Origin of the sequence: Amycolatopsis sp. WAC 01376 (assembly GCF_003947415.1) — a bacterium.
GTDB lineage: Bacteria > Actinomycetota > Actinomycetes > Mycobacteriales > Pseudonocardiaceae > Amycolatopsis.
Map to the genome: position 1 here is coordinate 98,907 of NZ_QHKL01000002.1, position 23,902 is coordinate 122,808.

The window sequence follows — 23,902 nt, forward strand, 5'->3', positions numbered from 1 at the left end:
ATTGGCCATCGATGTCCCCGTCCAGCCCAAGAAGCAGACGCGCGCCGAACTTCAGTCGGCTATCAAGTCGGCTCGCGACATCATGCGCAAGGACGCCGGCCTCAATGGTGACCTCGATCGGCTGCCGCAGCTGTCCTGGATCCTCTTCCTCCGTGCGTTCGACGTCTGCGTGGAACAGGAACGAGAAGCGGAGAACCTGGAATACGAGCGCGCGATCGCCAACCCGTACGACTGGGAGAGTTGGGGCGCGAAGACGGAATTCACCGGTGAGGAGTTCCTGACGTTCGTCAACACCGAGCTGCTGCCACACCTGCGGAGCCTGAAGAGCGACAATGAAGGCGACCCGCGCAACGTGATCTCCACGATCTTCCAGGAGGTCAATAACCGGATGCTCTCCGGGACGCTGCTTCGTGACCTGGTGAACGTCGTCAACGGCATCAGCTTCGAGTCCGCCGACGACATCCACACGATGGCCACCGTCTACGAGTCCATTCTCAAAGAGATGCGCGACGCGGCGGGGGACGCCGGCGAGTTCTACACGCCCCGCCCAGTCATCCGCTTCATGGTTGAACAGTCGTTCCTCAAGCTTGGGCAGTCGATCCTCGATCCCGCCTGTGGGACGGGTGGTTTCCTGGTGGAGGCGTACGACGAGTTGAAGGAGCTACCTTCTTCCCGGATGGAGCTTGCTCAGCTTCATCGCAATATCCGGGGTATTGAAAAGAAGCCGCTGCCCTACCTGCTCGTCATGATGAACCTGCTGCTCCACGGTATCGATACTCCCAATGTGACGCGGACCAATGCTCTGCTCAGGATGCGCGACGAGAGCAGTCCCCAACATCGAGTGGATGTGGTACTCACCAACCCGCCGTTTGGTGGAGAGGAGGAGAAGTCGGTAGCGGCACGCTTCGACAACGCGGGGGTGGCCACGCAAGAGACGGCGTGGCTGTTCTTGTACTCGGTGATCGAGCGACTCAAGCCAGGAGGGCGATGTGCGATCGTCCTGCCAAACGGCTCGCTGTTTGGCGGGGGCGGTGTCGGGGCAAAGATCAAGGAGAAGCTGATGAAGGAGTGCAATCTGCACACCATTGTCCGCCTTCCTCAAGGCGTCTTCGCGCCGTACACTCAGATTCCAGCGAACCTGCTCTTCTTTGACAAGACCGGCTCTACAAAAGAGACCTGGTTCTATGAGATTCCGCTGCCGGAAGGGCGGCGCGGCTACAGCAAGACCAAGCCCATGCGATATGAGGACTTCGAGGACTGCGAGAAGTGGTGGTGTGGCGAGGGGCGAAAGGGTCGCGAGCAGAATGAGTTCGCCTGGCAGGTGAAAGCGGCGGACATCAAGGCGGGCGGCTACAACCTTGATCTCGCGAACCCACATGTAGGTGACGACCTTGCGCACCGGCCTCCGGTGGAGCTCATAGACGAGCTGATCAAGACAGAGCACGAGATTCTCGCCCTTCTGAATGAGCTGAAGATGGAACTTGGGAGCGAATGGTGACAACTCTTCCCGTGCGCCCGCTAGCTGAAGCATTGACGCTCGAAATTGATGAAGTTAAACTAGAAGGCGCATCGAAGTATGATATCGCTGGAGTATATTCGTTCGGTCGAGGAATTTTTTCTCGCGGAACAATATTGGGCGAAGAAACCAGCTACCAGAAGATGCATCGGCTCCACAAGGGGCAGATTGTCATGAGTAGGCTAAAAGCATTCGAGGGTGCCATTTGTCTTGTTCCTGACCGATTTGACGAGACATTCCTCTCTCCTGAGTTTCCAACCTTCGCGCTGCGATCCGGAACGGAAGCCCGCTACCTCGGCTACATCTGTCAGTGGCCTGACTTCTGGAGTCTGCTCAACAGGGATTCAAAGGGGCTTGGCGCTCGCCGGGAACGCGTAAGCGCAAGTAAGCTTCTGTCGATCGCAGTTCCTCTTCCTAGTCTCATTGAGCAGTGTCGAATCGCCGATAAGTTGGACACCTTGTTGGGTCGCGCGGACGAAGTTGGTGTGCTTCGCAAGAAGATTTCCGTCTTGCAATCAGGACTTTTTGCGTCTCTTGTTGATTCCGCCATCGAAGGCAATCATCAGACTGTTCGCGTGGGCGATGTCCTGAGATTTGACCGCACGCCCGTTGAGATCGACTCGCGTCGGGAGTATCGGACCATTGGGATTCGCTCCTTCGGAAGAGGGATCATTCGTTACCCGAGTGCGCCTGGCGAAAACCTAAGCAAGCTCAATTACTTTACTTTCCCCAAAGATGCGCTCGCACTAAGCAATCTCATGGCCTGGGAAGGTGGAATCTCAGTAACTCGGACCGCGGACGAGGGACACATCGCATCCAACAGGTTCTTCTTCTACCTGCCAGCCAATGACCGCGCGAACGTCAGCTATCTCCGTTATTTTCTGCTAAGCAAACCCGGTCAGGCTCTCATCGCTTCGGCCTGTTCCGCGGGGGCCGAGCGCAACCGGACTCTTGGGCGAAAGCGGTTTGAGGCGTTGACGTTCCCTCTCCCCCCGCGTCCGGTTCAGGATCAGGTCGCGCGGACACTTGACGCGCTCGCCGAGAAGCTGAACAGCGCCTACGCCGAGCCTGCGCTCGACGCGCTGCGGCCGTCGATTCTCAATGCCGCGTTCACGGGTCAGTTGTAACGCGACGCCACCCGGTGTCCGTCACCACGACATGGTCGAGGAAGCCCAGTCCGACCGTTACGGCCGAATCCCGGAGGCGGGTGGTGGCGTGGCGGTCGGGGGTGCTGGGGGTGGGGTCGCCCGTGGGGTGGTTGTGTGCGACACCGAAGGACGCGCCGCCGGATGACAAGGCCAGAGCCAGAACGTCACGGACAGGGATCAGGCTGCGGTCAGTCGCCCCGTCGGTCAGGCGAGACGCGCGGAGAACCGCTCCGGACGGGTCACAGACGACCACCACGACTCGCTCATGACGCAGTCCGCGCAGTAGCGGGGCTGCGACGGCGGCCAGGTCCGCGGTCGTGACAACCCGTCGCCGCTCGGCCGTGCCCTGACTTGCGAGACGCCGAGTAAGTTGGAAGGCCGCAGCAACGCGGACCGCCTTGGCCTGCCCCATTCCCGGCAAGGCGACGAGCGCCTGCGGATCCGCTCGAGCCAGTCCCTGTAGCCCGCCGTGCGCTGCGATCAGCCGACCGGCGAGTTCGACCGCGTCACATCCTGGGGTTCCGGCTCCTAGTAGGAGCGCCAGGAGTTCGCGGTCTGCCAAGGCCTCCGCGCCCAAGTCCCACAGCCGCTCGCGTGGCCGGTCCCCGGTCGGCATGTCCGTGACGCGCATAGTTCTGTGGCCTCTCAGTCCGCGGAATCCCGGTCCACGGGGTCGTCGCTGACAAGGCTCTCGCTCTCCGCTTCGTCCGCAACCGCGACGTACTCTCCCGCCTCGCCCACGGACGGTCCGATGAGTTGCATCAGTCGCTGGTGGAGCGTGTCTGACCTGGCCTGTAAAAAGCCTTCATAATCGTCCCGCAGAGCCGCCTCGAATGCTGCGTCATCCACGAGACATGAGGCAAGGCGTTTGCGAATCTTCTCCTTGCCCTGGGTTTCGCACAAGTCTTTGAGATACACGGACGGTGGCTGGTCACTCACGTAGATGTTCGTCACCGAGCTCAGCATGATCAGGTTCGCGCAGACATTGGCCCGACTGAAGCCGATTCCGTTCTTCTTCAGAAATGCCTTAGGAAAGAAGTGGTGGAATTCCTTGTCATTCTGCCAGGATAGGGCCTTGTCCGTATCGATGCGCCGGCCGTGGCGGAGGTCCACAGGATGTGCCCCCGCCAACATCAAGCCAAGTAGTTTCGATGGCGAGTTGGTAGCCCGGAACTGACTGAGTCGCCACAGCACGCTCCGCGGCAAGCCGGCGCCAACCTCGATCTCGGCACGCTCACCTCGAGCGAAGGCGCCGATCGCTTCGCGGTCGTCGGCCATCTGGCGGGCATTCCAGCCCTTGTAGTACTCGCCACTCGCGGTCAGCCAGAACCAGTGCTCGATGGCGTCGAACTGTGCGGTCGTCGGCTTGGGGACCTGATGGAAGATTTCAACAAGAACAGCGAACTGGTTGAGATACGGCAGGGCGCTTGCCCGTGGGGTGCCGATCTGCGTGGTCAGGAAGTCCACTGCCCGCTTGGCCGATTCTCCGGCAGCCTCGACCGCATTTTCCAGCTCTTCACGGGAGAGATCCCGCAGTCCATTCATGTCGTCCCGGGAGAACCCGAAGCCCGCTGCCGCCGAGACCGTCCGAAGCATGGTCTTGGTGTCGACACGACCGTATTTCTTGCGATCCAGCACCTCGAGCAACTTGTCGATCTCGTCTTTGAGATCGAACTCCGGACTCCACGTCGCCGCGCGCATCAGGTCGACGACGGTGAGCTGGGTGGCGGTGCTGTTGATCCGCTCGAAAACTTTTGCAACTTCGTTGGACGGCATCCCGCGAAGTGTGATTACCGCGATCTGGTAGTTCGAGAAACGATTGTAGAGTGCCTTGGCCCGCTCTTGGAGTTCGTCGGATCCGACCCGTGACACACGGCTCGCGAACCCGAAGCCATCAGCGAGTAGACGCACCGGGATGACGTGCGGTGATGGGCCATCGAGCGTTCCCGTGTGCTTGAACTCCTGCTCCTCCAGGTCATAGACGATGTTCCAGAGACTGTCTGGATCGTTGTCGGGCTCCCAGTGGAGGGCACCGCAGATGCTGGCCAGGCGCTGCTGCCCATCAAGGATGTAGTTGACCGGATAGCCGTGCCGCGGCTCCTCCACCGCCAGGCCAGCAACCGTGCGCTCGCTTGCCAGCTCCTCCGTGCTCAGCCACAGGAGGACACTGCCGATGGGATAGTTGCGTGAGACGGAATCGAGAAGATCGAGGACCTGCTGCCGAGTCCACACGAAGTTCCGCTGGAACTTCGGCAGCACAATGTCGCCGGCGAGCACCCGATCCACCACTGTCACCAGTCGCGGCACAGTGGAATCCGGGTCCTGCGCCTTGCGTTGCTGTACTGGTCTGACGGCCATGCGCACCCCCTCGCTCGCGGTTTCGGGCAGTGTATGAGGCACCTCTGACAAAATCGGGTCTCGGGCGCGTCATCAGGCCAGCATGCCGGGATGAACGCTGGGCATCATCGGACTGTGCCGCTTCAGGCGCATTCTGTCGCACAACTAAAGATCACTCATCACCCGGCGTCGCCGCTGATGGATGGACGATCTGCTGCGGTCAGATGACTGTGCCCCCGGCAGGATTCGAACCTGCGACACCCGCTTTAGGAGAGCGGTGCTCTATCCCCTGAGCTACGAGGGCATGTACTGCCACGCGCAGCGTACCGTGCGACGGCCCCGGTGGGGCACGAGGGCCGAGCAACCCAGCGGCCAGCGAGGTGAACACTGCGAAACCCCCGAACGGCGGTTGTGTGCAAGCGCAAGAAGGAGCATGTGGCCAGACCACGCCACTGGCCGCCTAGTGACACTCGACCTGCGGATCCGCCCAGGAGCAGCCACACTCTGCACCAGCAAACCAGGGTCTGAATCGACGCCTAGATCGACACAGATGACCCGCGAGGGTCACTCGTACGTGTCTGGTTTCGAAACCCTGAACAACAGTAGGTAATCTTCGTTAACGGGACGCGAGACGCCGCTCCCCCGGCTGCCGGAGGGCTTCGTTGATCAAGCTCATGTTCGCCGACGACGAGGAACTGGTCCGTTCGGGCCTGCGTGCCATGATGTCGGGCGCTGCCGACATCGAGATCGTGGGCGAGGCGAGCGACGGGAGATCAGCGGTCGAGGTCGCCCGGCGGTACCACCCTGACGTCGCGTTGCTCGACATCAAGATGCGGGCGCCTGACGACGGCATTCGCGCGCTGAGGGCCATTCTCGCCCTGCCGGATCCGCCGACCGTGGCCATGTTGACCACGTTCGACATCGACGACTACGTCAGTCTCGCGCTCAGGCTCGGGGCCAACGGCTTCCTGCTCAAGGACATCGACCCGGCCGCGCTCCTCAGGGCGGTGAGAGACCTCGCGCGCGGTGGCGCGGTGCTGGATCCGGGGGTCGCGGCGCGCATGGTCCAGTCGCATCGGGACGAGCAGCGGGCCGCGCAGCCGGCGCGCAAGCTGCTCGCGTCGCTGTCCGACCGGGAGCGTGAGGTCGTCGGGCTGATCGGGCAGGGGCTGTCCAACGCGGAGATCGGCGGACGCCTGCACCTGTCCGAGGCCACGGTCAAGGGTTACGTCTCGGCCGTCCTGTCCAAGATCGGCGCGGCGAACCGGGTGCAGGCCGCGCTGCTTGCCTACCGCGGTGGCCTGCTCGACCAGTAATGATCCTCACCGCGCTCGAGTTCCTCGGCTTGATCGCGTTCGCGGCTTCGGGAGCCCTCGCGGCAGTGCGGTCCAGGTTGGACGTGTTCGGGGTGGTCGTCGTCGGGCTCACGACCGCGCTCGGCGGCGGGATCATCCGTGACGTCCTGCTCGGGATCACGCCGCCCACGAGCCTGCGGACCTGGCCGTATCTCGCGGTCTGCGGCGGGACGGCGCTGGTCGTGTTCGTCTTCCATCCGCAGATCGCGAAGCTGCGGCGCGCCGTGCTGCTGGCCGACGCGCTCGGGCTTGGGGTCTTCGCGACGGCGGGGACCACTATCGCGTTGAACGCGGGGGCGACTCCCTACGCGGCGTGCCTGATCGGGATGACGACGGGTATCGGTGGCGGCGCGGTGCGTGACCTCCTTCTCCGGGAAATCCCGCTCGTGCTGCGGAAGGAGATCTACGCGGTCGCCGCGCTCGCGGGGGCCGTGCTCGTCGTGCTCGGTCACGCTCTGCGACTGCCGCCGGGTCCGGTGACCGCTGTAGCAGCCGCGGCGGTGGTGGGGGTCCGGATGCTCGCTTTGTGGCGTAGATGGAACGCACCCGTTGCGAAAGGGCCAGAGACCGGCTGAAACGTCTTCTGGACTGCCGGATTTCCTTTGTTGGTTCTGTGTGTGTTCTTAGGCGAGTCTCAGCACTCTGCGTAAGACTGTCGCCATGCGCATCCTCGTAGTGGACGACGACAGGGCCGTCCGTGAATCACTCAGGCGATCCCTTGAGTTCAACGGCTACCAGGTGGAACTGGCCGGGGACGGCGCGCAGGCCCTGGAAGCGATCATCGCCAACAGACCCGACGCGATGGTCCTCGACGTGATGATGCCGCGGCTCGACGGCCTGGAGGTCGCCCGACGCCTGCGAAGCACCGGTGACGACCTGCCCATTCTCGTGCTGACGGCGCGGGACACGGTTTCCGACCGGGTGTCCGGCCTCGACGCCGGCGCCGACGATTACCTGCCGAAGCCCTTCGCACTCGAAGAGCTTCTCGCTCGCCTTCGCGCGCTTCTGCGTCGGGCCATCCCGGATCCGCAGGCCGGTCAGAACGCCGAGGTCCTCTCGTTCGCGGACCTCACCTTGGACCCGGGGACGCGCGAGGTGCGCCGGGCGGGCCGGGAGATCAGTCTCACCAGGACCGAGTTCGCGCTGCTGGAGCTGTTCCTCTCGTACCCGAAGCACGTTCTGACCCGCAGCCGGATCCTGGAGGAAGTGTGGGGATACGACTTCCCGACCTCGGGCAACGCGCTGGAGGTCTACGTCGGTTATTTGCGCCGAAAGACCGAGGCTGGGAACGAACCGAGGCTGATCCACACGGTCCGGGGAGTGGGCTACGTGCTGAGGGAAACCCCGCCGTGACGGACGCGGTCCCGGTCGTCGACGTGTCCGAAAAGGATCCGCGCGGCGACCGCTGGAGCACGCGGCGCTTCTCGCTCCGCGGCCGGGTGACGCTGCTCGCGGCCGCTTCGGTGGCGGGCGCGGTGGCGTTGGTGTCCCTCGGCGCGTATCTCGTCGTGAAGGACAACCTCTATCAGCAGGTGGACGACAATCTGCTCGCCCGCGCGCAGGCCGCGGTCGACTCGCCGCAGGTGCAGACCGAGCTGCAGCAGGTGCCCGGCGCCTTCCTGGCCAGCGCGGACCTGCAGATCGGCCAGCTGACGGTCGGGGAGAAGATCCGGCTGACCTTCCCGCAGTCCGGTAGCCGCCCGCCTTACGGCCATGACGAGATCGCGGTCGCCACCGGGGAGTCGCCGTTCTCCCTGCGCACCGACCCGAAGACCGACAGCCGGGTCGTCGCCCTCCCGCAGGGGGCGGGGCAGGCGATGGTGCTCGCCCAGTCGCTCGGCCCGACCAAGCGCACCCTGAACGAACTTTCGGTGGTCCTGTTCCTGATCGGCGGCGCCGGGATCCTGGTCGCCGCGGCCGCGGGGACGGCCGTCGCGAGAGCCGGCTTGAGGCCGGTCGACAGGCTGACGTCGGCGGCGGAACGCGTCGCCACCACGGGTGACCTGCGGCCGATCCCGGTCAGCGGCGACGACGAACTCGCCCGCCTCACCCAGAGTTTCAACACGATGCTGGGCACGGTCGCCGAATCGCAGGAACGGCAGCGGCAGCTCGTCGCGGACGCCGGGCACGAACTCCGGACCCCGCTGACGTCGCTCCGCACGAACCTGGAGCTTCTGCTTTCGGCGAGCAGGCCGGGGGCGCGGACGCTGTCCGACGAGGACCGCAGTGACATCGAGGCCGACATCCGCGGTCAGCTCGACGAGCTGACCCAGCTGATCGGCGACCTCGTCGAACTCGCGCGCCAGGACGAGCCGCGGATCGAGCATGAACGGGTCGAGATGGTCGACGTCGTCGAGCGCGCGCTCGACAGGGCGCGCCGCCGCGCGGGCGAGATCGAGTTCGACGTCTCGCTCCAGCCGTGGGTGCTGACCGGCGACACCAGCGCGCTGGAACGCGCGGTGCTGAACCTGCTGGACAACGCGGTGAAGTTCTCGCCGGAGGGGTCGACGGTCGGGGTCCGGCTGTACCCGGTCGGCGACGGCACCGCGGTGCTCGAGGTCGAGGACGCGGGGCCGGGGATCGCCGACGAGGACCTGCCGAAGGTGTTCGACCGCTTCTACCGTTCGTCGGAGGCGCGGACGCTGCCCGGTTCGGGGCTCGGCCTGGCGATCGTCCAGCACGCGGCGCAGCGGCACGGCGGCGACGTCTACGCGGGACGAGCTCCCGCGGGCGGTGCGCTGATGACCCTGCGGCTCCCGGGAGCCCCTGCCTGACAGGTGATTACTCTGACGGGTGATGAGCACCGAGAACGAGCCTGAGCTGCCGCCCCGTCGTCTGCTGTGGACACTGCTGGTGGCCGCGGTGCTGCTGGTGGCCGACCAGCTGACCAAATGGTGGGCGGTCGACGCCCTCACCGACCGCGCGCCGATCCCGGTGATCGGCGATTTCATCCGGTTCCGGCTGCTCTACAACCCGGGCGCGGCGTTCTCGCTGGGCGCCGGCTCCACCTGGATCTTCGCGATCCTGGCCGCGGCCGCGGTGGTCGCGCTGCTGTGGATCTCGCGCAAGGTCCGTTCGGCGGGCTGGGCGATCTCGCTCGGGCTGCTGCTCGGCGGCGCGACGACGCATCTGGGAGATCGCCTGTTCCGCGAGCCGGGGTTCGCGCGCGGTCACGTCGTGGACTTCATCGACTACAACGGCTGGTTCGTCGGGAACGTCGCCGACATCGCGCTGTTCTTCGGCGCCGTCTCGCTTTTCGTGTTGAGTTTCCGCAACGTCCCGATCGACGGCGTCAAGGAGACGGCGGCGGAGTAACGAGGCAGAACTCGTTCCCTTCCGGATCCGCGAGCACGACGAGCCCGTCTTCGGGACTCGCGAGTACGCGCGCGCCCAAGGAAACGAGGCGTTCGACGTTGTCTCCGGTCAGGTCCAGGTGCACGCGGTTCTTGACTACCTTCGATTCCGAGACCCGGTTGAAGAAAAGCCGCGGACCCGACGCTGCTTCGACCAACACCGAAGGGTCTTCTTCGGGGCCGGAGAACCCGAGCGAACGAAGGCGCTCAAGCTCTTCTTCGTCATAGGGTGCGACTTCGTAGCCGTCGAGCACGGAAGCCCAGAAGCGCGCCAGTGAAGCCGGGTGGTGGCAGTCGAAGACGACGTCGCGAAGCCTGGCCATGGCCTCATGGTGGCAGGCTGATCCGCTCGTCGCGGCATGTTTGATCGTGTAGGATTTTGTGTAGTTGATCCAGTGTGGTTATCGGAGGCTTCGTGCTCGCGCGGCAGCGACAGGCGGTGATCCTCGAGGAGGCGCGCCGGACCGGGGCGGTCCGGGTCAGCGATCTCGTCGCGAGGCTCGGCGTTTCGGATATGACGGTGCGCCGCGACCTCGACGTGCTCGCGGGCCGGGGGCTGGTCGAGAAGGTCTATGGCGGCGCCACTTCTGTCGTGGGCAAGAGCACCGACGAACCGGGTTTCGAAGCCAAATCCGTGCGCCAGCGAGCGCAGAAGGAGGCCATCGCCGCCCTCGCCGCCGGGCTGGTCCGGCCGGGCACCGCGATCGGCATCTCCGCGGGCACCACCACGTGGACGCTGGCCAGGGCACTCGACGAGGTCCCCGGCCTGACGATCGTCACGAACTCCATCCAGGTCGCCGACGTGCTGCGCGGCGCGAACCAGCCCGATCGCACGGTGGTCCTCACCGGCGGCGTCCGCACCCCGTCGGACGCGCTGGTCGGGCCGGTCGCCGTGCAGAGCCTGCGATCGCTGCATCTGGACGTCGTCTTCCTCGGCGTGCACGGGATGGCCGGCGGCCCCGGTTTCACCACGCCGAACCTCACCGAATCCGAGACCGACCGCGCGCTCGTCGAAGCGGGCCGCAAACTGGTGGTGCTCGCCGACCACACCAAATGGGGCATCGTCGGCATCTCCACCATCGCCGGGCTCGAAGAGGCCGACGTCGTCGTCTCGGACGACGGTTTGCCCGACAGCGCAAGGGAAACGCTCACCGAGCAGGCGGGTGAGCTGATGATCGCCGAAACGGCGGAGACGGCCGAGGCCGAAGAAGCGTGAGGCCGGCGGCCGACAGACTGCGCGCCACCCGCTGACAGGGCCATACTCATGTGCGATGCACAGCTTTGGCTCAGGAACTTCTCAGGACCATCCCGCAAGGTGAAGACATGACCGAGAACGACCCCAGCGGCCACGACGCCGAGAAGGCGCGGCCCGCCGGCGCTCAGCCGGACGCGGAGCAGAGCGCGAGCTGGGCGGCGCAGCCCGCCCCGCAGCAGACTGACGCGACCGGGCTCGGCGGCCATGCCACTCCGCACACCGGAGCGCAGCAGGCCTACACCCCGGAACAGCAGTACAACCCGTGGTCGCCCCACGCCCAGGCGCAGCAGGCGCCCGCGCGGGAGCACCAGACGCAGGGCCAGTACACCCAGGGCCACCAGGTGCCGGGCCACCAGACGCCGTACACGCAGCCGGGTCCGTCGGTGTACGCGGTGCCGCAGCAGCGCCAGGCCTCGAAGTCCACTTCGGGCAAGCTGCTCGCCGGTGTCGCGGCGATCGCGCTGGTCGTCGGCGGGGTCGCGGGCGGTACGGTCGGCTATCTGACCGGTGACGCGTCCGGCGGCTCTTCCGTGAACGCGCTCGACGCGCCGAAGCCCGCCCAGCAGACGGGCAATCTGCCCGCCGGCTCGGTCGAGGCGGTGGCGCAGAAGCTGTCGCCGAGCGTCGTCGAGCTCCAGGTGTCCGGGCGGTCGGGTGCGGGCGAGGGCTCCGGCTTCGTGCTCAGCACCGACGGCTACGTGCTGACCAACAACCACGTCGTCGAGGTCGCCACGGGTGGCGGGCAGATCCAGGCGGTGTTCCAGGACGGCAAGAAGGGCACGGCGACCGTCGTCGGCCGCGACCCCACGACGGACATCGCCGTGGTGAAGGTCAGCGGCGTCAGCGGGCTGACCCCGGTGGAGCTCGGCCGGTCCGACGATCTCCGGGTCGGGCAGCCGGTGGTGGCCATCGGATCGCCGTTCGAACTGACTGGCACTGTCACGTCAGGCATCGTCAGCGCGCTGAACCGGCCGGTGAGCGCCGGTGGCGGCGGCGACCAGACCACGGTGATGTCGGCGGTGCAGACCGACGCGGCGATCAACCCGGGTAACTCCGGCGGCCCGCTCGCGAATATGGCAGGCCAGGTCATCGGCATCAACTCGGCGATCTACAGCCCGAAGTCCGCGCAGGGCCAGGGCGGTGAGAGCGGCGGCAACGTCGGAATCGGTTTCGCGATCCCGATCGACCAGGCACGCCGCACCGCCGACGACATCATCAACACCGGCCAGGCGAAGCAGACCTTCATCGGCGCACGAGTGCAGACCGCGCCGACCGGAGGCGCGCAGCTCGGTGAGATCACGGCAGGCAGCCCCGCGGAGAAGGCGGGCCTCAAATCCGGTGACGTCGTGACGAAGCTGGACGACCGGTCGATCCCCAACGCGGACGCGCTCGTCGCCGAGATCCGCACCAGGGCACCGAACGACAAGGTCAAGTTCACCCTCGCAGACGGCAAGGTGATCGAGGTGACCCTCGGCGGCCAGCCGGTCACGCCGAACTAACACTCCCCAACGCTCGGCCGCAGTGCGCGGCCGAGACCAAACCCCGGCTCGAACCCCCAGCGGGCCGGAACCAGAGGCCACGCGTGACCGGCTGCCAATCCCGGTCGCGCGTGGCCCTTTTATTGAGGGGTAAGGCAAAGTTGGGAGGTTGCGAAAGCCACTTTCGCGACGCCTGGGGTCGCGAAAGTGGCTTTCGCGGCACGGTCGCCCCACCGCCCGCGAGTGAATCCCCGCGATTACCCCTCAATAACGCGCTTTCGGCGGAGGAACACAGCCACGAGCACGCCGAGCCAGACGACCGCGACGCTGACCAGCAAGCCGGTGACGGTGTCGGCGTCGTGCAGGCCGGGGTTCGCGGCTCCGCCGAAAGGCCGCCACAGCAACGGAAACGCGATCAGCGTCAGCACCCCCGAGAGCACCGCGCCCGTCTTCACCGGGGTCTGCGAGCGTTCCGGGAGGAACCTGCTCAGCGCGAATCCCACGGCACCGATCAGTGGCGCGAGCAGCACGTCGTGCACCAAGGGACCGCCGACGAGCCAGCCGAGCGTCCCGAAGACGTCCGGGCGCAGCGGGAAGGCGTACTCGGAGAACAGCACCGCGCCCCACGCGAGTGCGCCGAGGCCGGGCAGGAACAGCAACAGCCGCAACGTCTTCACAGCGTCTCCAGCCGGGTGACCCATTTCGTCTGCAGGACGCCGGGCCGGTTCGGGGCGATGATCCGGCACGGGAAGCCGTGGTCGGCGTCGAGGATTTCACCGTTGAGTTCCAGCGCCAGCAGGGTGAGCTCGTCCGCGGTGTGCTCGCCGGGGAGTTCGCTGATCCCGTACGGACCGGCCTTCTCCAGTGAGAACACGCGGACCGGTGTGCCCGGCGTGCTTCCGGCGTGTCGCAGCAACTCCGGCAGCGAGACACCGCTCCACCGCGCGGATTCGCTCCAGCCTTCGACGCAGGCGATCGGCAGCTCGGCCGAAGTCCTCGGCAGCGCGCGGAGTTCTTCCAGCGAATAGGTCTTCGTTCCGTTCGGGGTCACCACTGAAAGCCGCCAGGCCGGGTCGTTCGCCGTGTCCAGTACGCCTGCCGCCGCGGCTGTCCGGTTCACCGGCAGCCCCTGCGGTCCCTTGCCGCTCCGCCAGGACAGGCCGGAAACGTTACGCAGCAACGGAACCGTCGCCCCGGCTGTCGCGACGACGGCGACGCCCGCGGCCAGCCAGGTCGTGCGGAGGAAGGCGCGGCGTGAAGGTTCGGCTGGCTTGGTGACCGAGCGGCGGATGATCGGGAGTTTCACCGCGATGTGCACCAGGATCGAGCCGATCGCCACCCACGCGACCGCGTAGTGCAGCTGCGGGAAGTAGAACGTCCACGGATAGTTCTGGGCGATGTTGAACAGGCCGGTGACGAGTTCGAAGAAGGCGGCCGCGGACAGCACCAGGATCGACAGGCGTTCGAGCGCGTGCGGCAGCGAACGGAGCACCGGACGGTCGAACAGTTTCGGGTAGACGCTCCAGAGTTTCGCCAGCAGCAAGGGGATCGACGCGATCCCGGAGAGCACGTGCGTGCCCTGCGTGACCCGGTACAGCCAGACCGGGCGGTTCGGCCAGCCGAACCACGACGGCGGATGCTGGATGAGATGGCTGATCAGGCCGGTGACGAAGCACAGGGTGAAGGTGACGGCGAGAGCGAGGCCGATCCGGGACGTCACGCGCTCCGAAGGTGTGTTCATGCTTTCTCCAGGCAGGCGAACCAGCGGTGGCCGTGGCTGGTGGCCCACGCGACCCGGAACGCGGTGCGGGCGGCGAGTTCCGCGATCGCTTCGACGCCGACCCACGCCCAGGTGAACCAGGCGCCGTCATCGGGGCGCAGCCGGACCCGGTCCTGGCGAAGTCCGCGGCCCGGCGGGTCGAGCTCGACGAGCACCGTCCCACCGTCGCCGATCAGCTCCGCCATCCGCGCGAGGAGGCGGTGCGGATCGCCGCCGATGCCGATGTTCCCGTCGGCGAGCAGGACATGCCGCCAGCGCCCTTCGCCGGGGAGCCGGTCGAAGACGTCCCGGTGGAGCGCGGCGGCACCCCTGGCGTGGGTGAGCCGTACGGCGGTGGCCGAAATGTCGACGCCGAGCGACGCGACACCGCGTTCGGACAGCGCGGCGGTGAGCCTGCCGGGGCCGCAGCCGACGTCCAGCGTCGGACCGTCACAGGCACCGAGGAGGACGTCGTCGCCGTCGCAGGGGATGGCCGTCCAGCGGTCCACCGGCAGGTCGACACGTTCGCCGGTCGCCAGTTCCAGCCAGCAGCGGTGGCCGAGCAGGCCGCGGTCGAAGGCGGTCACCGGACTTCGGCCACCGCTCGGGCGAACCGGCCGCGGGGTGCCGCCACCGCGACCCGGCGCGCGTCCGCCATCGTGTCCACATCGGACAGTGTGGGCAGGCTGCCGGGCCGCAGCCCGATGTCGGCCAGCGCGCGCACGGTTTGGAGGCCGGTGTCGTCACGCGACATCGGGACCCCGGCGAGGGCCTTGGCGTGTAACGGGTCCTTGAGTCCCAGTGCCCACCAGCCGCCGTCCTCGGCCGGTCCGAGGACGGAATCCTCGGGCCGGTTCGCGGCTTCGGTCAGGAGTGCCGGGGTGACCTGCGGAGTGTCCATCCCGATCTGCAGCACCGGCTCGCCGGGACGGGGCGCGTCGGCGTGGGCGTTGACGAGCCGCATGTCGAAACCTTCCCCGCGTTGGGGGATCACCTCCGTTTTCCGGAGTACAGCGGCGATTTCCGAACCGCGGGCGGCCCTGCCGAGTTCGCCGGTCATGGCGACGACCACTCGCGCTTCCGGGGTCAGCAAGGCGGCTTCGAGGGTGTCGAGCAGCGAGGCGGCCGCGATCTCGGCGGCCTGTTCCGGCGTCGCGGGCGGGCAGAGCCGCGTCTTCGCGAAACCGGGCACTGGCGCTTTGGCGACGATCAACAGGCAGAAGGTCATCGGCTCAGCACCCGCCCGAAATCCCGGGTCGCCCGCAGAGTTCCCCGCAGCGAACCGGAGACCTTCGACTTCGTACCCTTCGCGCGCTCGCCGTAGGACACGTCGAACTCGGCGACCCGCCAGCCCGCGCGGCTCGCCTTGATCAGCAGTTCGAGTGGGTAGCCGAAGGCGCGATCGGTGACGTCGAGATCGAGCAACGCCTGCCGCCGGACGGCGCGCAGCGGCGCGATGTCTCGGACCGGCAATCCCTTGTGTCGCAGGAGGGACGAGATCAGCGCGTTGCCGGCTCTCGCGTGCCACGGCCAGACACCGGGGCCGGTCGGCACCCGCCGCCCGACCGCCAGCTCGGCGTCAGCGAGGCCATCGACCAGCTTCGGCAGTTCTGCGAGGTCGAGGGAACCGTCTGCGTCGGCGAAACAGACGACGTCCGCCGTGGCCGCCTCCAGCCCGGTGTGCACCGCGGCGCCGTAGCCGCGCCGGGGTTCGTGGACGACCTTCGCCCCGAGCCCGGCCGCGATCCCAGCGGAACCGTCCGTGGAGCCGTTGTCGACCACGATCGCCCGATATCGCTCGGGCAGGGCTGCCAGTACGCCGGGGAGGGCACCGGCCTCGTCGAGACAGGGGAGCACGACGTCAACCTGGTCATCGTTCACGCACAGCACGTTAAGTCCGGGATGGACGGACCAGAACCCTTGCGCTGCTTACCGAATCATGACGTCGGCGAAGTTCTTACCGAGTTCTGACGATGCCCTTCCCCGAGCGGCCAGGCGGCCGGAACAGGGTTAGGGTGCCCGGTCGTCACGGTTTCGCGATCAGCCTGGCCACGAACGCTCCGGCGACAGCTACCAATGCGGCCCCGCCGATCCATGGCCACACCGGCACGGAGTCGTCCGTCGCCGGGCCCGCGGCCGCGGTGTCGGTGCGCACCACCGGATCGGCGGCGGCCGTGCCGGGGCCTGCCGCGGTGAGCGTGAACGGGACCGAACCCGATACGGGATGGCCGTCCGCGGACACCACGCGGTACCTCACCGTGTAGACGCCCGCAGCTCCCAGTGGCCGCAGGGGCGCGGACAGCTTCTCCCCGGTGACCACCGGCGCCCCGCCTTCCCAATGCGACGAACCGTCCGGGCCGAGTACGGCCAGTTCGGTGAACCCGCGGTCGATCGGCTCGTTGAAAACCAGAGTGACAACGGAAGGCGCGGAGGCGATCGAGGAGTCCTTCGCCGGATCGCTGGAGACGAGCACGCTGTGCGCCATGGCCGGTTGGGCGCCGGCCAGCGCGGTGAACGCCAGCACCAGGATGGCCACAAAGGCGCCGCGCGGGGAAAGCGACATGGTTCTCCCTCAAAAATGCGTCGGACGACGGGGAATGGGAGCCATCGTCGGCGACGAAAGGGTCGGACGCGTTGCGGCGGCGGGAGTTCGCGCTACAACCGTGTTAACGAAAACTCACCGGCTTTCGGGAAAGAACGACGGCGCATCCCGGTGCTTCACTCGAATGGTCGTGTCGAGCGGGCATTCGGCGGCAGAACTCACAGCCGTCCGGCGGCACGGAGCCCGCTTCCTTTACCTGGCCTTCATGTGACGATCATGCCGGGTAACGCGGCAACTGGTTTCCTTCTGGCCCATCGAACCTGCTCTTTTCCCGGTCAATTTCCCGTACGGGAGGACGTATTCGTGGCCTTACGAGGAATCGCCCCGCGCCGTGATCAGCTGATCGCGGCGAGCCTCACCGGCGCCGTCGTGATCGTGGTCGGGTACGCCTCGGGTCTCGGGCTGAAACCCGGGACGGCGGCCGCGGAAAACCCGCCGGTGCTCGCCCAGCCCGCGCCGTCGGCGAGCACGCCTTTGCCCGGCGGTGAACCGCCCGCGCCCGTCCCTGTTCCTTCCCTGCCGGCGGTTCCGGTCACCGGCGTCCCCGCCCCGGCGGCCCCGCCGGAGCCGACCGTGCCCGGTGGCGGTGTCGAGGTCAGTCCTTCGGTGCCGCCACCGGACCCCGTGCCGTCGCATCCGCACCCCGGCCCGCCGTCGGCGACGCCACCGCCTCCACCACCGCCCGGCACCGAGCTTCCGGCCTGTCAAGCCGGTGTGGCGCAACAGCTTCTGGACACCGCCGGCGCGCTTCCGTTGCTCGGTGGGGTCACCGGCGGCCCCGGGGTGACGGGGCCGGACGGCCTCGGTGCGACGCTGCTCGGATACTGCCGCGCGCCCGACGGGACGGTCGTCCTCGAAACGGTTCCCGTCCCGCCCGTGGTCCGGTGAGCCGTGGTCAAGACCTGGTACGTACTCGCGCGCTGTGTGGACTACTTCGGCATGACCCTGTTCGCGGGCGGCCTGTTCTTCTTCGCGTTCCTGTGGCCGGCCGGCGCCGAACACAGCCGTGCGCGCAAGGTCGTCGGCATCGGCTGGCTGCTCGGTCTCGCCGGCACGGTGGCCGGGCTCGGCCTGCAAGGTGCCTGGGCGGCGCAACGCCCGGCCGCCGACCTCTTCGACTGGGACCTGCTCGGGCAAGGGCTCGATACGCAGTTCGGGCGCGTCTGGTTCGCGAAGGCGTTGCTGTGGCTCCTTGCCGGGGTCGTCCTCGCGGATCTGTTGCAGCGCGGGCGGATCGCGGCGAAATCGACGGCGTGGCGGGTCGGCGCGGGCGTGGTGACGCTGGGGTTGCTGCGCACGACGGGGTTGACCGGGCACGCGGTCGAGAGCGGCAGGCCGCTGCTCACCCAGGTCGCGGATCTCGTGCATCTGGCCGGGATCTGCGCGTGGATCGGTGGGCTCGCCGTGCTGCTGTTCGGGGTGCTGTCCCGGCGTGATCCCGGAGAACTCGCCGCCGTCGTACCGCGTTATTCCCGGCTGGCGATGCTCTCCGTGCTCGCGGTGGTCGTGGCCGGTGTCGTACTCGCGTGGCAGACGGTCGGCAGCTGGGATCGACTGTCCACAACGGACTACGGTCGCACGCTGCTGGTGAAGCTGCTCGTTCTCGCCTTCGTCCTCATTATCGCGCAGGGCAGCAAGAGCTGGGTGTCGCGGCGACTGGACTTCGCCGTCGTCCTGCGCGGCAACGCCGCCACTGTCCGCCCCTTCGTCTATTCCGTCGCCGCCGAGACCGCGCTCGTCATCGTGGTCCTCCTCGCGGCGAGCCTCCTCGTCACGGCCAGCCCCGGCCGGTGACCGCTCTACAGAAAGGAGTGTCCTTCATGGACAACCCAGAGCCCAAGAACCCCGCCGCCGAGGCGCCGCCGTCGGTGTCAACGCGGCGGACCTGGCCGGTGGCGGTGGCGATCCTCGCCCTGGGTGTCGCGCTGTTCAGCCTCGCCACCCTGCGGGGCGGGCAGCAGGCGGACACCGGTCGGACCGCCGCCGTCGATCTCGCCGCGCTGTCCAAGCAGGGGCCGCTGGCGGTTCCGCTGTACCAGGGACTTTCGCAGGAACAGGCGGCGGAGCCGAAGGCGGCCAAGACCGTCGAGATGATGGGGTACAAGTACAGCCCCGCGAGCCTTTCCGTCGCCGTCGGCGACACGGTGACGTGGACCAACCACGACACCGCGCCGCACAACGTCGTCATCACCGACGGCCCGGAGAAGTTCACGTCGCCGACGTTGCAGCAGGGGCAGACCTTCAGCCACACCTTCACCAAGGCGGGGGACTACTCCTACTACTGCTCGGTGCATCCGGACATGAAGGCCTCGGTCAAGGTGGAGGGCTCGGGCACTCCGCCGCCGACACCGCCGAGGGCGCCGCCGACCTCGACGAGCAGCAAGCCGCCGACGTCCTCGTCGCATTCGATGCCGACTACCAGCCCCGGCGGGGGATCCTGCGTGCCGAAGGGAATTCTCCAGCCGATCATCGACCACGTGAAGGCGGCGCATCTGCAAACCTCGCCCGGCCAGCAGGTGCAGGACATCCTCAACCTGGACCAGTACATCAAGACGCATACGGTGTGGCTGGAAACCGTCCTCGCCCCGGTGCTGGACGGGTCGGCCGACAAGGTCGTCGCCGACACGCTCGCGCCGATCGTCGCGCACGTCAAATCCGCGCATCTGGAGACGTCGCTCGGCCAGCAGGTCACCGATCTGCTGAACCTCGACCAGTACATCAAGACGCATACGGTGTGGCTCGAAACCGTGCTCACGCCGCTGCTGAACCAGGCGAGCTGCTAGTGGCGGGCCCGGCCGGTAAGCGGCCGGCCGGGCCCTTCGCCAGTATCCACGTTCCCCAGCACGGAGACGAGCGATGTCCGACACCGAACTCCTGCCCGCCCCGGCCGCGGCCGGTCACACGCTGTGCCCGGACCGCTGCGTCCTCGAACCGTCGTTCAGATTCCTGCGCTTCCCGTTGGCCCGCGGCAGGTTCACCGCGACCGCGGGATATCTGGGTGACCTTGGGCTCTTCGTCGAACTGGACGTCCCTTCGCTGCGCACTTATCCGTGGCCGTTGCGGTACCTCGTCCTGAGGCGCCGCACGACCCGCGTGCTCACCTTCACTTCCGACGAACTCGTCGTCGACGAGAACCGGGTGCGGATCGAAGGCCGGCTCGGAAACCGCGGACTCGTGCTCGACGGATCGCTACGCCATGTCGACGAAGAACGGATCATCTTGTGGGCCAAAGGAATCCTGCCCCGGCCACGGCGCGCGCCCTGGTACGTCCGCCGGATCCACGTCGAGATCGCGATCGAGTTCGTCCGATGAAGCGGGTCACCGGTGTCGTGCTGGCGGCGCTCTTCCTGATCCTGCAAGCCATGCCGGCGGAAGCGGCCACGCAGCAGGTGATGATGCAGGACTACGCCTACGGTCCGGCCGCGCTGACCGTCCGGGCCGGGGACACGGTCACCTGGATGCAGCACGATCAGGCACCCCACGACGTCGTCACGACGAGCGCTCCGGTCGCGTTCCGCAGCCCGCAGCTTTCGGCCGGGCAGAGCTGGAGTCACACCTTCACCAAGCCCGGAACGTATTCCTACTACTGCTCGGTGCATCCGGAAATGCGCGCGACGGTCACCGTGCTCGCCGCGGAGACACCCTCGAAGCAGCCGGCTCCCGCGCCCGCGAAACCGACCACGGCTCGTCCGACGGCGTCGGCGACGCCGAGTCCGACGGCGAGCACGCCGCCGACGAGCAGTGCGTCCGCGGCTCCGGCGGCTCCCGCGCCTTCGTCCGAGGCCGCCCCGCCCGTCGCCCAGCAGGCGGTGGCTTCGGAGCCGTCGCTCGACCCGATGCTGCTGATCGCCGGGATCGTCACGGCGGTGGCTGTGCTGTGCCTGCTCCTGGTCGGGTCGAGGCCGGCGGGGTGAGTCTTACCGAGTTCTGACGGACTGCGTCACCGGCCCGTCGGAGGCCGAAAACGCGGTTATGGTGCCGGTGATGTCCACAGTCACCGCCCCTTCCCGCACCGCCCCCCGGGCCGATCTGATCGCCGTCGGGCTGGCGATGCTCGTGGTCGCCGCCGCGATCGCGGTCGGCCTCCACTACAACCGTCCCGGTTCCGGGGTGGTGATCTACGCCTTCGCGCCGCCGCTGTTCGGGCTGTGGCTGCCGCATGTGGGGCCGGGTTCGGTGGCCGCGGTCGTGCTCGCGCTCCTGGTCGTCACCAAAGGTCCCTTGCTCTCCGCGCGGCTGCGCTGGCGTCCGCTGCTCGCGCTCGGTTACGTGACCGCGCTGCTCTGGACGTTCTCGCTGGCGATGATCGACGGCTGGGCGCGGGGGTTCACCGGCAGGCTCACCACGGAACACGAGTACCTGCACGAGGTTCCCGGGATCACCGACATCCCGAAGATGCTGAACGAGTTCTCCTCGCGCATCCTCGATTTCCAGCCGGATTCCTGGACGACGCACGTCTCCGGACATCCGCCGGGCGCGACGCTGGTCTTCGTCTGGCTCGACCGGCTGGGCCTGCACGGCGGGGCCTGGGCGTCGACGCTGGTCGTGCTGATCGGCTGCCTGGCCGTGGTCGCCGTGCCGGTGACGCTCTCCGCGCTGGGCAGGCAGGACGCCGCGAGAACGGTCCTGCCGTTCGCCGTCCTGACCCCGGGCGCGATCTGGATCGGCGTGTCCGCAGACGGTCTCTTCGCGGGTGTCACCGCGACCGGCATCGCGCTGCTGGCGCTCGCCACACGGCGGCGGATCCTCGCGCTCCCCGGCGGTTTGCTGCTCGGGTTCGGCCTCTTTCTCTCCTACGGCCTCGTGCTGCTGGGCGTGATCGTGCTCGCTGTCGTCGTGCTGACCCGCCAGTGGCGGATCCTGCTGCTCGCCACGGCAGGCGTGGCCGTGGTCGTCGTGGCGTTCGCGCTGGCCGGATTCTGGTGGCTCGACGGCTATCACCTGGTCGTCGAGCGCTACTACCAGGGGATCGCGACACTGCGCCCGTACTCCTACTGGGTGTGGGCGGACATCGCGGCCGTGCTGATCGCGATCGGCCCGGCCGTGATCGCCGGGACACGGCGCGCGGGCGCGGAGTTCCTCGCCGAGCCGAAACGGTCGTTCCGCGAGCCGGTCACCCTGATCGTGCTGGCCGCGGTGCTCACGATCGCTTTCGCCGACCTGTCCGGCCTGTCGAAGGCGGAGGTCGAACGCATCTGGCTACCGTTCGAGGTGTGGCTGCTGCCCGCGGTGGCGCTGCTGCCGCCGAAGGGACGGCGGTGGTGGCTCGCCTCGTTCGCGGCGACGGCGCTGGTGGTGAACCATCTGGTGCTGACGAGCTGGTGAGGTGGGCTGCATGACAGAGCAAGGGCGGGTGCTCGTCGTCGACGACGACGAGACCGTGCGGGACGTCGTCCGGCGGTACCTGGAGGTCGCGGGCTTCGATGTCGACGTCGCCGGTGACGGCACCGAGGGGTTGCGGCTGTTCTCCGCGACCGGGCCCGATCTCGTGGTCCTCGACGTCATGATGCCCGGCCTCAACGGACTCGAGGTGTGCCGCCGCCTGCGACAGGTGAGCCAGGTGCCCGTCGTGATGCTGACCGCGCTCGGCGAGGAGGAGAACCGGATCGCCGGGCTCCAGCTCGGCGCCGACGACTACGTCACGAAACCGTTCAGCCCCAAGGAACTCGCGTTGCGTGTGGCGTCGGTCCTGCGGCGGGCGCGGATGCCGAGGCCCGAGTCGGCGGCACGCGTGATCACCGACGGCGACCTCGCGTTGCAGATGAGCGCCCGGCAGGCGGCCATCGGTGGCGTGGAACTCCCTTTGACGAGCCGGGAGTTCGACCTTCTCGCGTTCTTCCTCACCCATCCCGGTGTGGCGTTCTCCCGCGCCGATCTCCTGGAGAAGGTCTGGGGCTGGGACTTCGGCGATCAGTCCACAGTGACCGTCCACGTGAGACGGTTGCGCGAGAAGATCGAGAAGAATCCCGCGAAACCCGTCCGCGTCGCCACCGTATGGGGCGTCGGCTACCGGTACGACCCGGTGCGGCGATGATCGGCTCCGGGGAGTCGTTCGGCGAGATGCTGGCGCACGCCTGGCATATCCTGCCGTTCGCGCTGATGTTCGCGGTGCCGGTGGTGCTGCTCGGCGTTTTGGCGCTGTACCTGCTCAGACGCGGTTCGCTGGCCAGCACGATGACGATCCTCGTGCTGATCCCGGTACTGGCGACGCTGATCGCGGTGCTCGGGATCAGCGGGTTCATGTTCACCCCCGCGCTGACCACGATGACACTGGTCTGCCTGCTGGTCGCGCTGGTGACCGTGCCCGCGGCGCTCGTGCTCGGCCGCGCGATCGCGCGCCGCAGTGTCTGGGAACGGGAAGCGCGGGAACGGGAGCGCGCGGCCGAGGCGTCGCGTCGTGAACTGGTCGCGTGGATCAGCCACGATCTGCGGAGCCCGCTGGCCGGGATCCAGGCGATGGCCGAGGCGGTCGCGGACGGCGTCGTCGCCGAACCGGTCGAGATCACCGGCTACGCGCGGCGGATCAGCGGCGAGACCACGCGGCTGTCCGGCATGGTCGGCGACCTGTTCGAACTGTCGCGGATCACCGCGGGAGCGCTGCAGCTGACCATGGCAGCCGTGCCGCTGCGCGACGTCGTGAGCGACGCCGTCGCCGCGCAGGTGCCGCTCGCCGAGCAGAAACGCGTGCGGATGATCGAGTACGCCGACGTGTGGCCGGTCGTCTCCGGCAGCGACCCGGAACTGGCGCGGATCGTGCGCAACCTGGTGTCCAACGCAGTGCGGCACACCCCGCCGGACGGAACGGTCGCGGTCCAGATCGGCATCGAAGGCGGCGAGGCGCTGCTGGCGGTCTCCGACGGTTGCGGCGGGATCCCCGACGACGAGATCGGCCGGGTCTTCGACGTCGCGTTCCGCGGGACGACGGCGCGCACCCCCGAACGCGGCGGGCTGGCGAGCGGCGGCGGACTCGGGCTGGCGATCGCGAAAGGCCTCGTCGAAGCCCATCGCGGCCGCATCGGCGTCCGCAACCACGGTCCCGGCTGCCGGTTCGAAGTCCGGCTGCCGCTGTCCATGCCCTGACCGTGTCAGCGGCGTGTCA

Annotated in this window: 26 protein-coding genes and 1 tRNA gene; 17 read left to right on the forward strand and 10 right to left on the reverse strand. The window is 67.7% G+C overall.

All coding sequences use genetic code 11. The features are described from left to right. The first annotated feature begins 1 nt into the window (after position 1). Positions 2-1,498 (forward strand): class I SAM-dependent DNA methyltransferase, encoded by a 1,497-nt coding sequence (locus tag DMH03_RS09670; RefSeq protein WP_199748809.1) that lies wholly within the window; start codon positions 2-4, stop codon positions 1,496-1,498. Further along, a complete protein-coding gene (locus tag DMH03_RS09675) occupies positions 1,492-2,643 on the forward strand; it encodes a restriction endonuclease subunit S (RefSeq protein WP_125791695.1) in 1,152 nt (383 codons plus the stop codon). The genes DMH03_RS09670 and DMH03_RS09675 overlap by 7 nt, the downstream gene beginning before the upstream one ends. On the opposite strand, the gene DMH03_RS43025 is transcribed toward DMH03_RS09675, so the two are convergent. From DMH03_RS43025 to DMH03_RS09690, 3 genes are all read right to left on the reverse strand, one after another. Beyond that, entirely contained in the window at positions 2,627-3,295 is a 669-nt protein-coding gene (locus DMH03_RS43025) for a RadC family protein (RefSeq protein ID WP_125791696.1), read from the reverse strand. The genes DMH03_RS09675 and DMH03_RS43025 overlap by 17 nt on opposite strands. 14 nt (positions 3,296-3,309) lie before the next feature. Next, positions 3,310-5,022 (reverse strand): DUF262 domain-containing protein, encoded by a 1,713-nt coding sequence (locus DMH03_RS09685; RefSeq protein WP_125791697.1) that lies wholly within the window; start codon positions 5,020-5,022, stop codon positions 3,310-3,312. Positions 5,023-5,232: 210 nt separating this feature from the next. Beyond that, positions 5,233-5,305, reverse strand: a tRNA-Arg gene (locus DMH03_RS09690). 358 nt (positions 5,306-5,663) lie between these two features. On the opposite strand from DMH03_RS09690, the gene DMH03_RS09695 reads away from it, so the two are divergent. The 5 genes from DMH03_RS09695 (at position 5,664) to lspA (ending at position 9,671) form a co-directional block, all read left to right on the forward strand. Beyond that, positions 5,664-6,317, forward strand: coding sequence for a response regulator transcription factor (locus DMH03_RS09695; protein ID WP_034305786.1), 654 nt, complete (start codon positions 5,664-5,666; stop codon positions 6,315-6,317). Next, positions 6,317-6,931: a trimeric intracellular cation channel family protein gene (locus tag DMH03_RS09700; RefSeq protein WP_125782335.1), complete on the forward strand. Its 615-nt coding sequence runs from the start codon at positions 6,317-6,319 to the stop codon at positions 6,929-6,931. Before DMH03_RS09695 ends, DMH03_RS09700 begins: the two co-directional genes overlap by 1 nt. A gap of 85 nt (positions 6,932-7,016) precedes the next feature. Then, positions 7,017-7,709, forward strand: coding sequence for a response regulator transcription factor (locus tag DMH03_RS09705; RefSeq protein ID WP_037340466.1), 693 nt, complete (start codon positions 7,017-7,019; stop codon positions 7,707-7,709). After that, positions 7,706-9,130, forward strand: a complete 1,425-nt coding sequence (locus DMH03_RS09710; RefSeq protein WP_199748810.1) for a HAMP domain-containing sensor histidine kinase — start codon at positions 7,706-7,708, stop codon at positions 9,128-9,130. Before DMH03_RS09705 ends, DMH03_RS09710 begins: the two co-directional genes overlap by 4 nt. Before the next feature lie 22 nt (positions 9,131-9,152). Further along, a complete protein-coding gene (gene lspA / locus DMH03_RS09715; protein WP_125791698.1) occupies positions 9,153-9,671 on the forward strand; it encodes a signal peptidase II in 519 nt (172 codons plus the stop codon). On the opposite strand, the gene DMH03_RS09720 is transcribed toward lspA, so the two are convergent. Beyond that, positions 9,649-10,032, reverse strand: a complete 384-nt coding sequence (locus DMH03_RS09720) for a VOC family protein (protein WP_125791699.1) — start codon at positions 10,030-10,032, stop codon at positions 9,649-9,651. The genes lspA and DMH03_RS09720 overlap by 23 nt on opposite strands. Before the next feature lie 92 nt (positions 10,033-10,124). Here DMH03_RS09720 and DMH03_RS09725 point away from each other — a divergent pair, with 92 nt between their 5' ends. Further along, positions 10,125-10,925: a DeoR/GlpR family DNA-binding transcription regulator gene (locus DMH03_RS09725; RefSeq protein WP_125791700.1), complete on the forward strand. Its 801-nt coding sequence runs from the start codon at positions 10,125-10,127 to the stop codon at positions 10,923-10,925. 107 nt (positions 10,926-11,032) lie between these two features. Beyond that, a complete protein-coding gene (locus DMH03_RS09730; RefSeq protein WP_125791701.1) occupies positions 11,033-12,463 on the forward strand; it encodes a S1C family serine protease in 1,431 nt (476 codons plus the stop codon). 236 nt (positions 12,464-12,699) lie between these two features. Here DMH03_RS09730 and DMH03_RS09735 read toward each other — a convergent pair whose 3' ends face one another. From DMH03_RS09735 to DMH03_RS09760, 6 genes are all read right to left on the reverse strand, one after another. Continuing rightward, the gene (locus tag DMH03_RS09735; RefSeq protein ID WP_125791702.1) at positions 12,700-13,119 is read right to left on the reverse strand and encodes a hypothetical protein; all 420 of its coding nucleotides are present in this window, start codon (positions 13,117-13,119) and stop codon (positions 12,700-12,702) included. Next, entirely contained in the window at positions 13,116-14,183 is a 1,068-nt protein-coding gene (locus DMH03_RS09740; protein WP_125791703.1) for a molybdopterin-dependent oxidoreductase, read from the reverse strand. The genes DMH03_RS09735 and DMH03_RS09740 overlap by 4 nt, the downstream gene beginning before the upstream one ends. Then, complete coding sequence (locus DMH03_RS09745; RefSeq protein WP_125791704.1) at positions 14,180-14,788, reverse strand: class I SAM-dependent methyltransferase; 609 nt, start codon at positions 14,786-14,788, stop codon at positions 14,180-14,182. Before DMH03_RS09745 ends, DMH03_RS09740 begins: the two co-directional genes overlap by 4 nt. Next, positions 14,785-15,429, reverse strand: a complete 645-nt coding sequence (locus tag DMH03_RS09750; protein WP_125791705.1) for a DUF2064 domain-containing protein — start codon at positions 15,427-15,429, stop codon at positions 14,785-14,787. The genes DMH03_RS09745 and DMH03_RS09750 overlap by 4 nt, the downstream gene beginning before the upstream one ends. After that, positions 15,426-16,082 (reverse strand): glycosyltransferase family 2 protein, encoded by a 657-nt coding sequence (locus tag DMH03_RS09755; RefSeq protein WP_125791706.1) that lies wholly within the window; start codon positions 16,080-16,082, stop codon positions 15,426-15,428. The genes DMH03_RS09750 and DMH03_RS09755 overlap by 4 nt, the downstream gene beginning before the upstream one ends. 145 nt (positions 16,083-16,227) lie before the next feature. Next, positions 16,228-16,764: a copper resistance CopC family protein gene (locus DMH03_RS09760; protein WP_125791707.1), complete on the reverse strand. Its 537-nt coding sequence runs from the start codon at positions 16,762-16,764 to the stop codon at positions 16,228-16,230. A 342-nt stretch (positions 16,765-17,106) separates the two neighbouring features. On the opposite strand from DMH03_RS09760, the gene DMH03_RS09765 reads away from it, so the two are divergent. From DMH03_RS09765 to DMH03_RS09800, 8 genes are all read left to right on the forward strand, one after another. After that, positions 17,107-17,691, forward strand: a complete 585-nt coding sequence (locus tag DMH03_RS09765) for a hypothetical protein (RefSeq protein WP_125791708.1) — start codon at positions 17,107-17,109, stop codon at positions 17,689-17,691. A 51-nt stretch (positions 17,692-17,742) separates the two neighbouring features. Beyond that, the gene (locus DMH03_RS09770) at positions 17,743-18,597 is read left to right on the forward strand and encodes a copper resistance D family protein (protein WP_125792855.1); all 855 of its coding nucleotides are present in this window, start codon (positions 17,743-17,745) and stop codon (positions 18,595-18,597) included. A 26-nt stretch (positions 18,598-18,623) separates the two neighbouring features. Beyond that, the gene (locus DMH03_RS09775; protein ID WP_125791709.1) at positions 18,624-19,586 is read left to right on the forward strand and encodes a plastocyanin/azurin family copper-binding protein; all 963 of its coding nucleotides are present in this window, start codon (positions 18,624-18,626) and stop codon (positions 19,584-19,586) included. Between the two features lie 73 nt (positions 19,587-19,659). Next, the gene (locus DMH03_RS09780; RefSeq protein ID WP_125791710.1) at positions 19,660-20,115 is read left to right on the forward strand and encodes a hypothetical protein; all 456 of its coding nucleotides are present in this window, start codon (positions 19,660-19,662) and stop codon (positions 20,113-20,115) included. Continuing rightward, a complete protein-coding gene (locus DMH03_RS09785) occupies positions 20,112-20,717 on the forward strand; it encodes a plastocyanin/azurin family copper-binding protein (RefSeq protein ID WP_125791711.1) in 606 nt (201 codons plus the stop codon). Before DMH03_RS09780 ends, DMH03_RS09785 begins: the two co-directional genes overlap by 4 nt. Positions 20,718-20,775: 58 nt before the next feature. Then, positions 20,776-22,128 (forward strand): hypothetical protein, encoded by a 1,353-nt coding sequence (locus DMH03_RS09790; protein ID WP_125791712.1) that lies wholly within the window; start codon positions 20,776-20,778, stop codon positions 22,126-22,128. A 10-nt stretch (positions 22,129-22,138) separates the two neighbouring features. Further along, a complete protein-coding gene (locus DMH03_RS09795; RefSeq protein ID WP_125791713.1) occupies positions 22,139-22,837 on the forward strand; it encodes a response regulator transcription factor in 699 nt (232 codons plus the stop codon). Then, positions 22,834-23,883, forward strand: coding sequence for a sensor histidine kinase KdpD (locus tag DMH03_RS09800; RefSeq protein ID WP_125791714.1), 1,050 nt, complete (start codon positions 22,834-22,836; stop codon positions 23,881-23,883). The genes DMH03_RS09795 and DMH03_RS09800 overlap by 4 nt, the downstream gene beginning before the upstream one ends. The last annotated feature ends 19 nt before the right edge of the window (positions 23,884-23,902 follow it).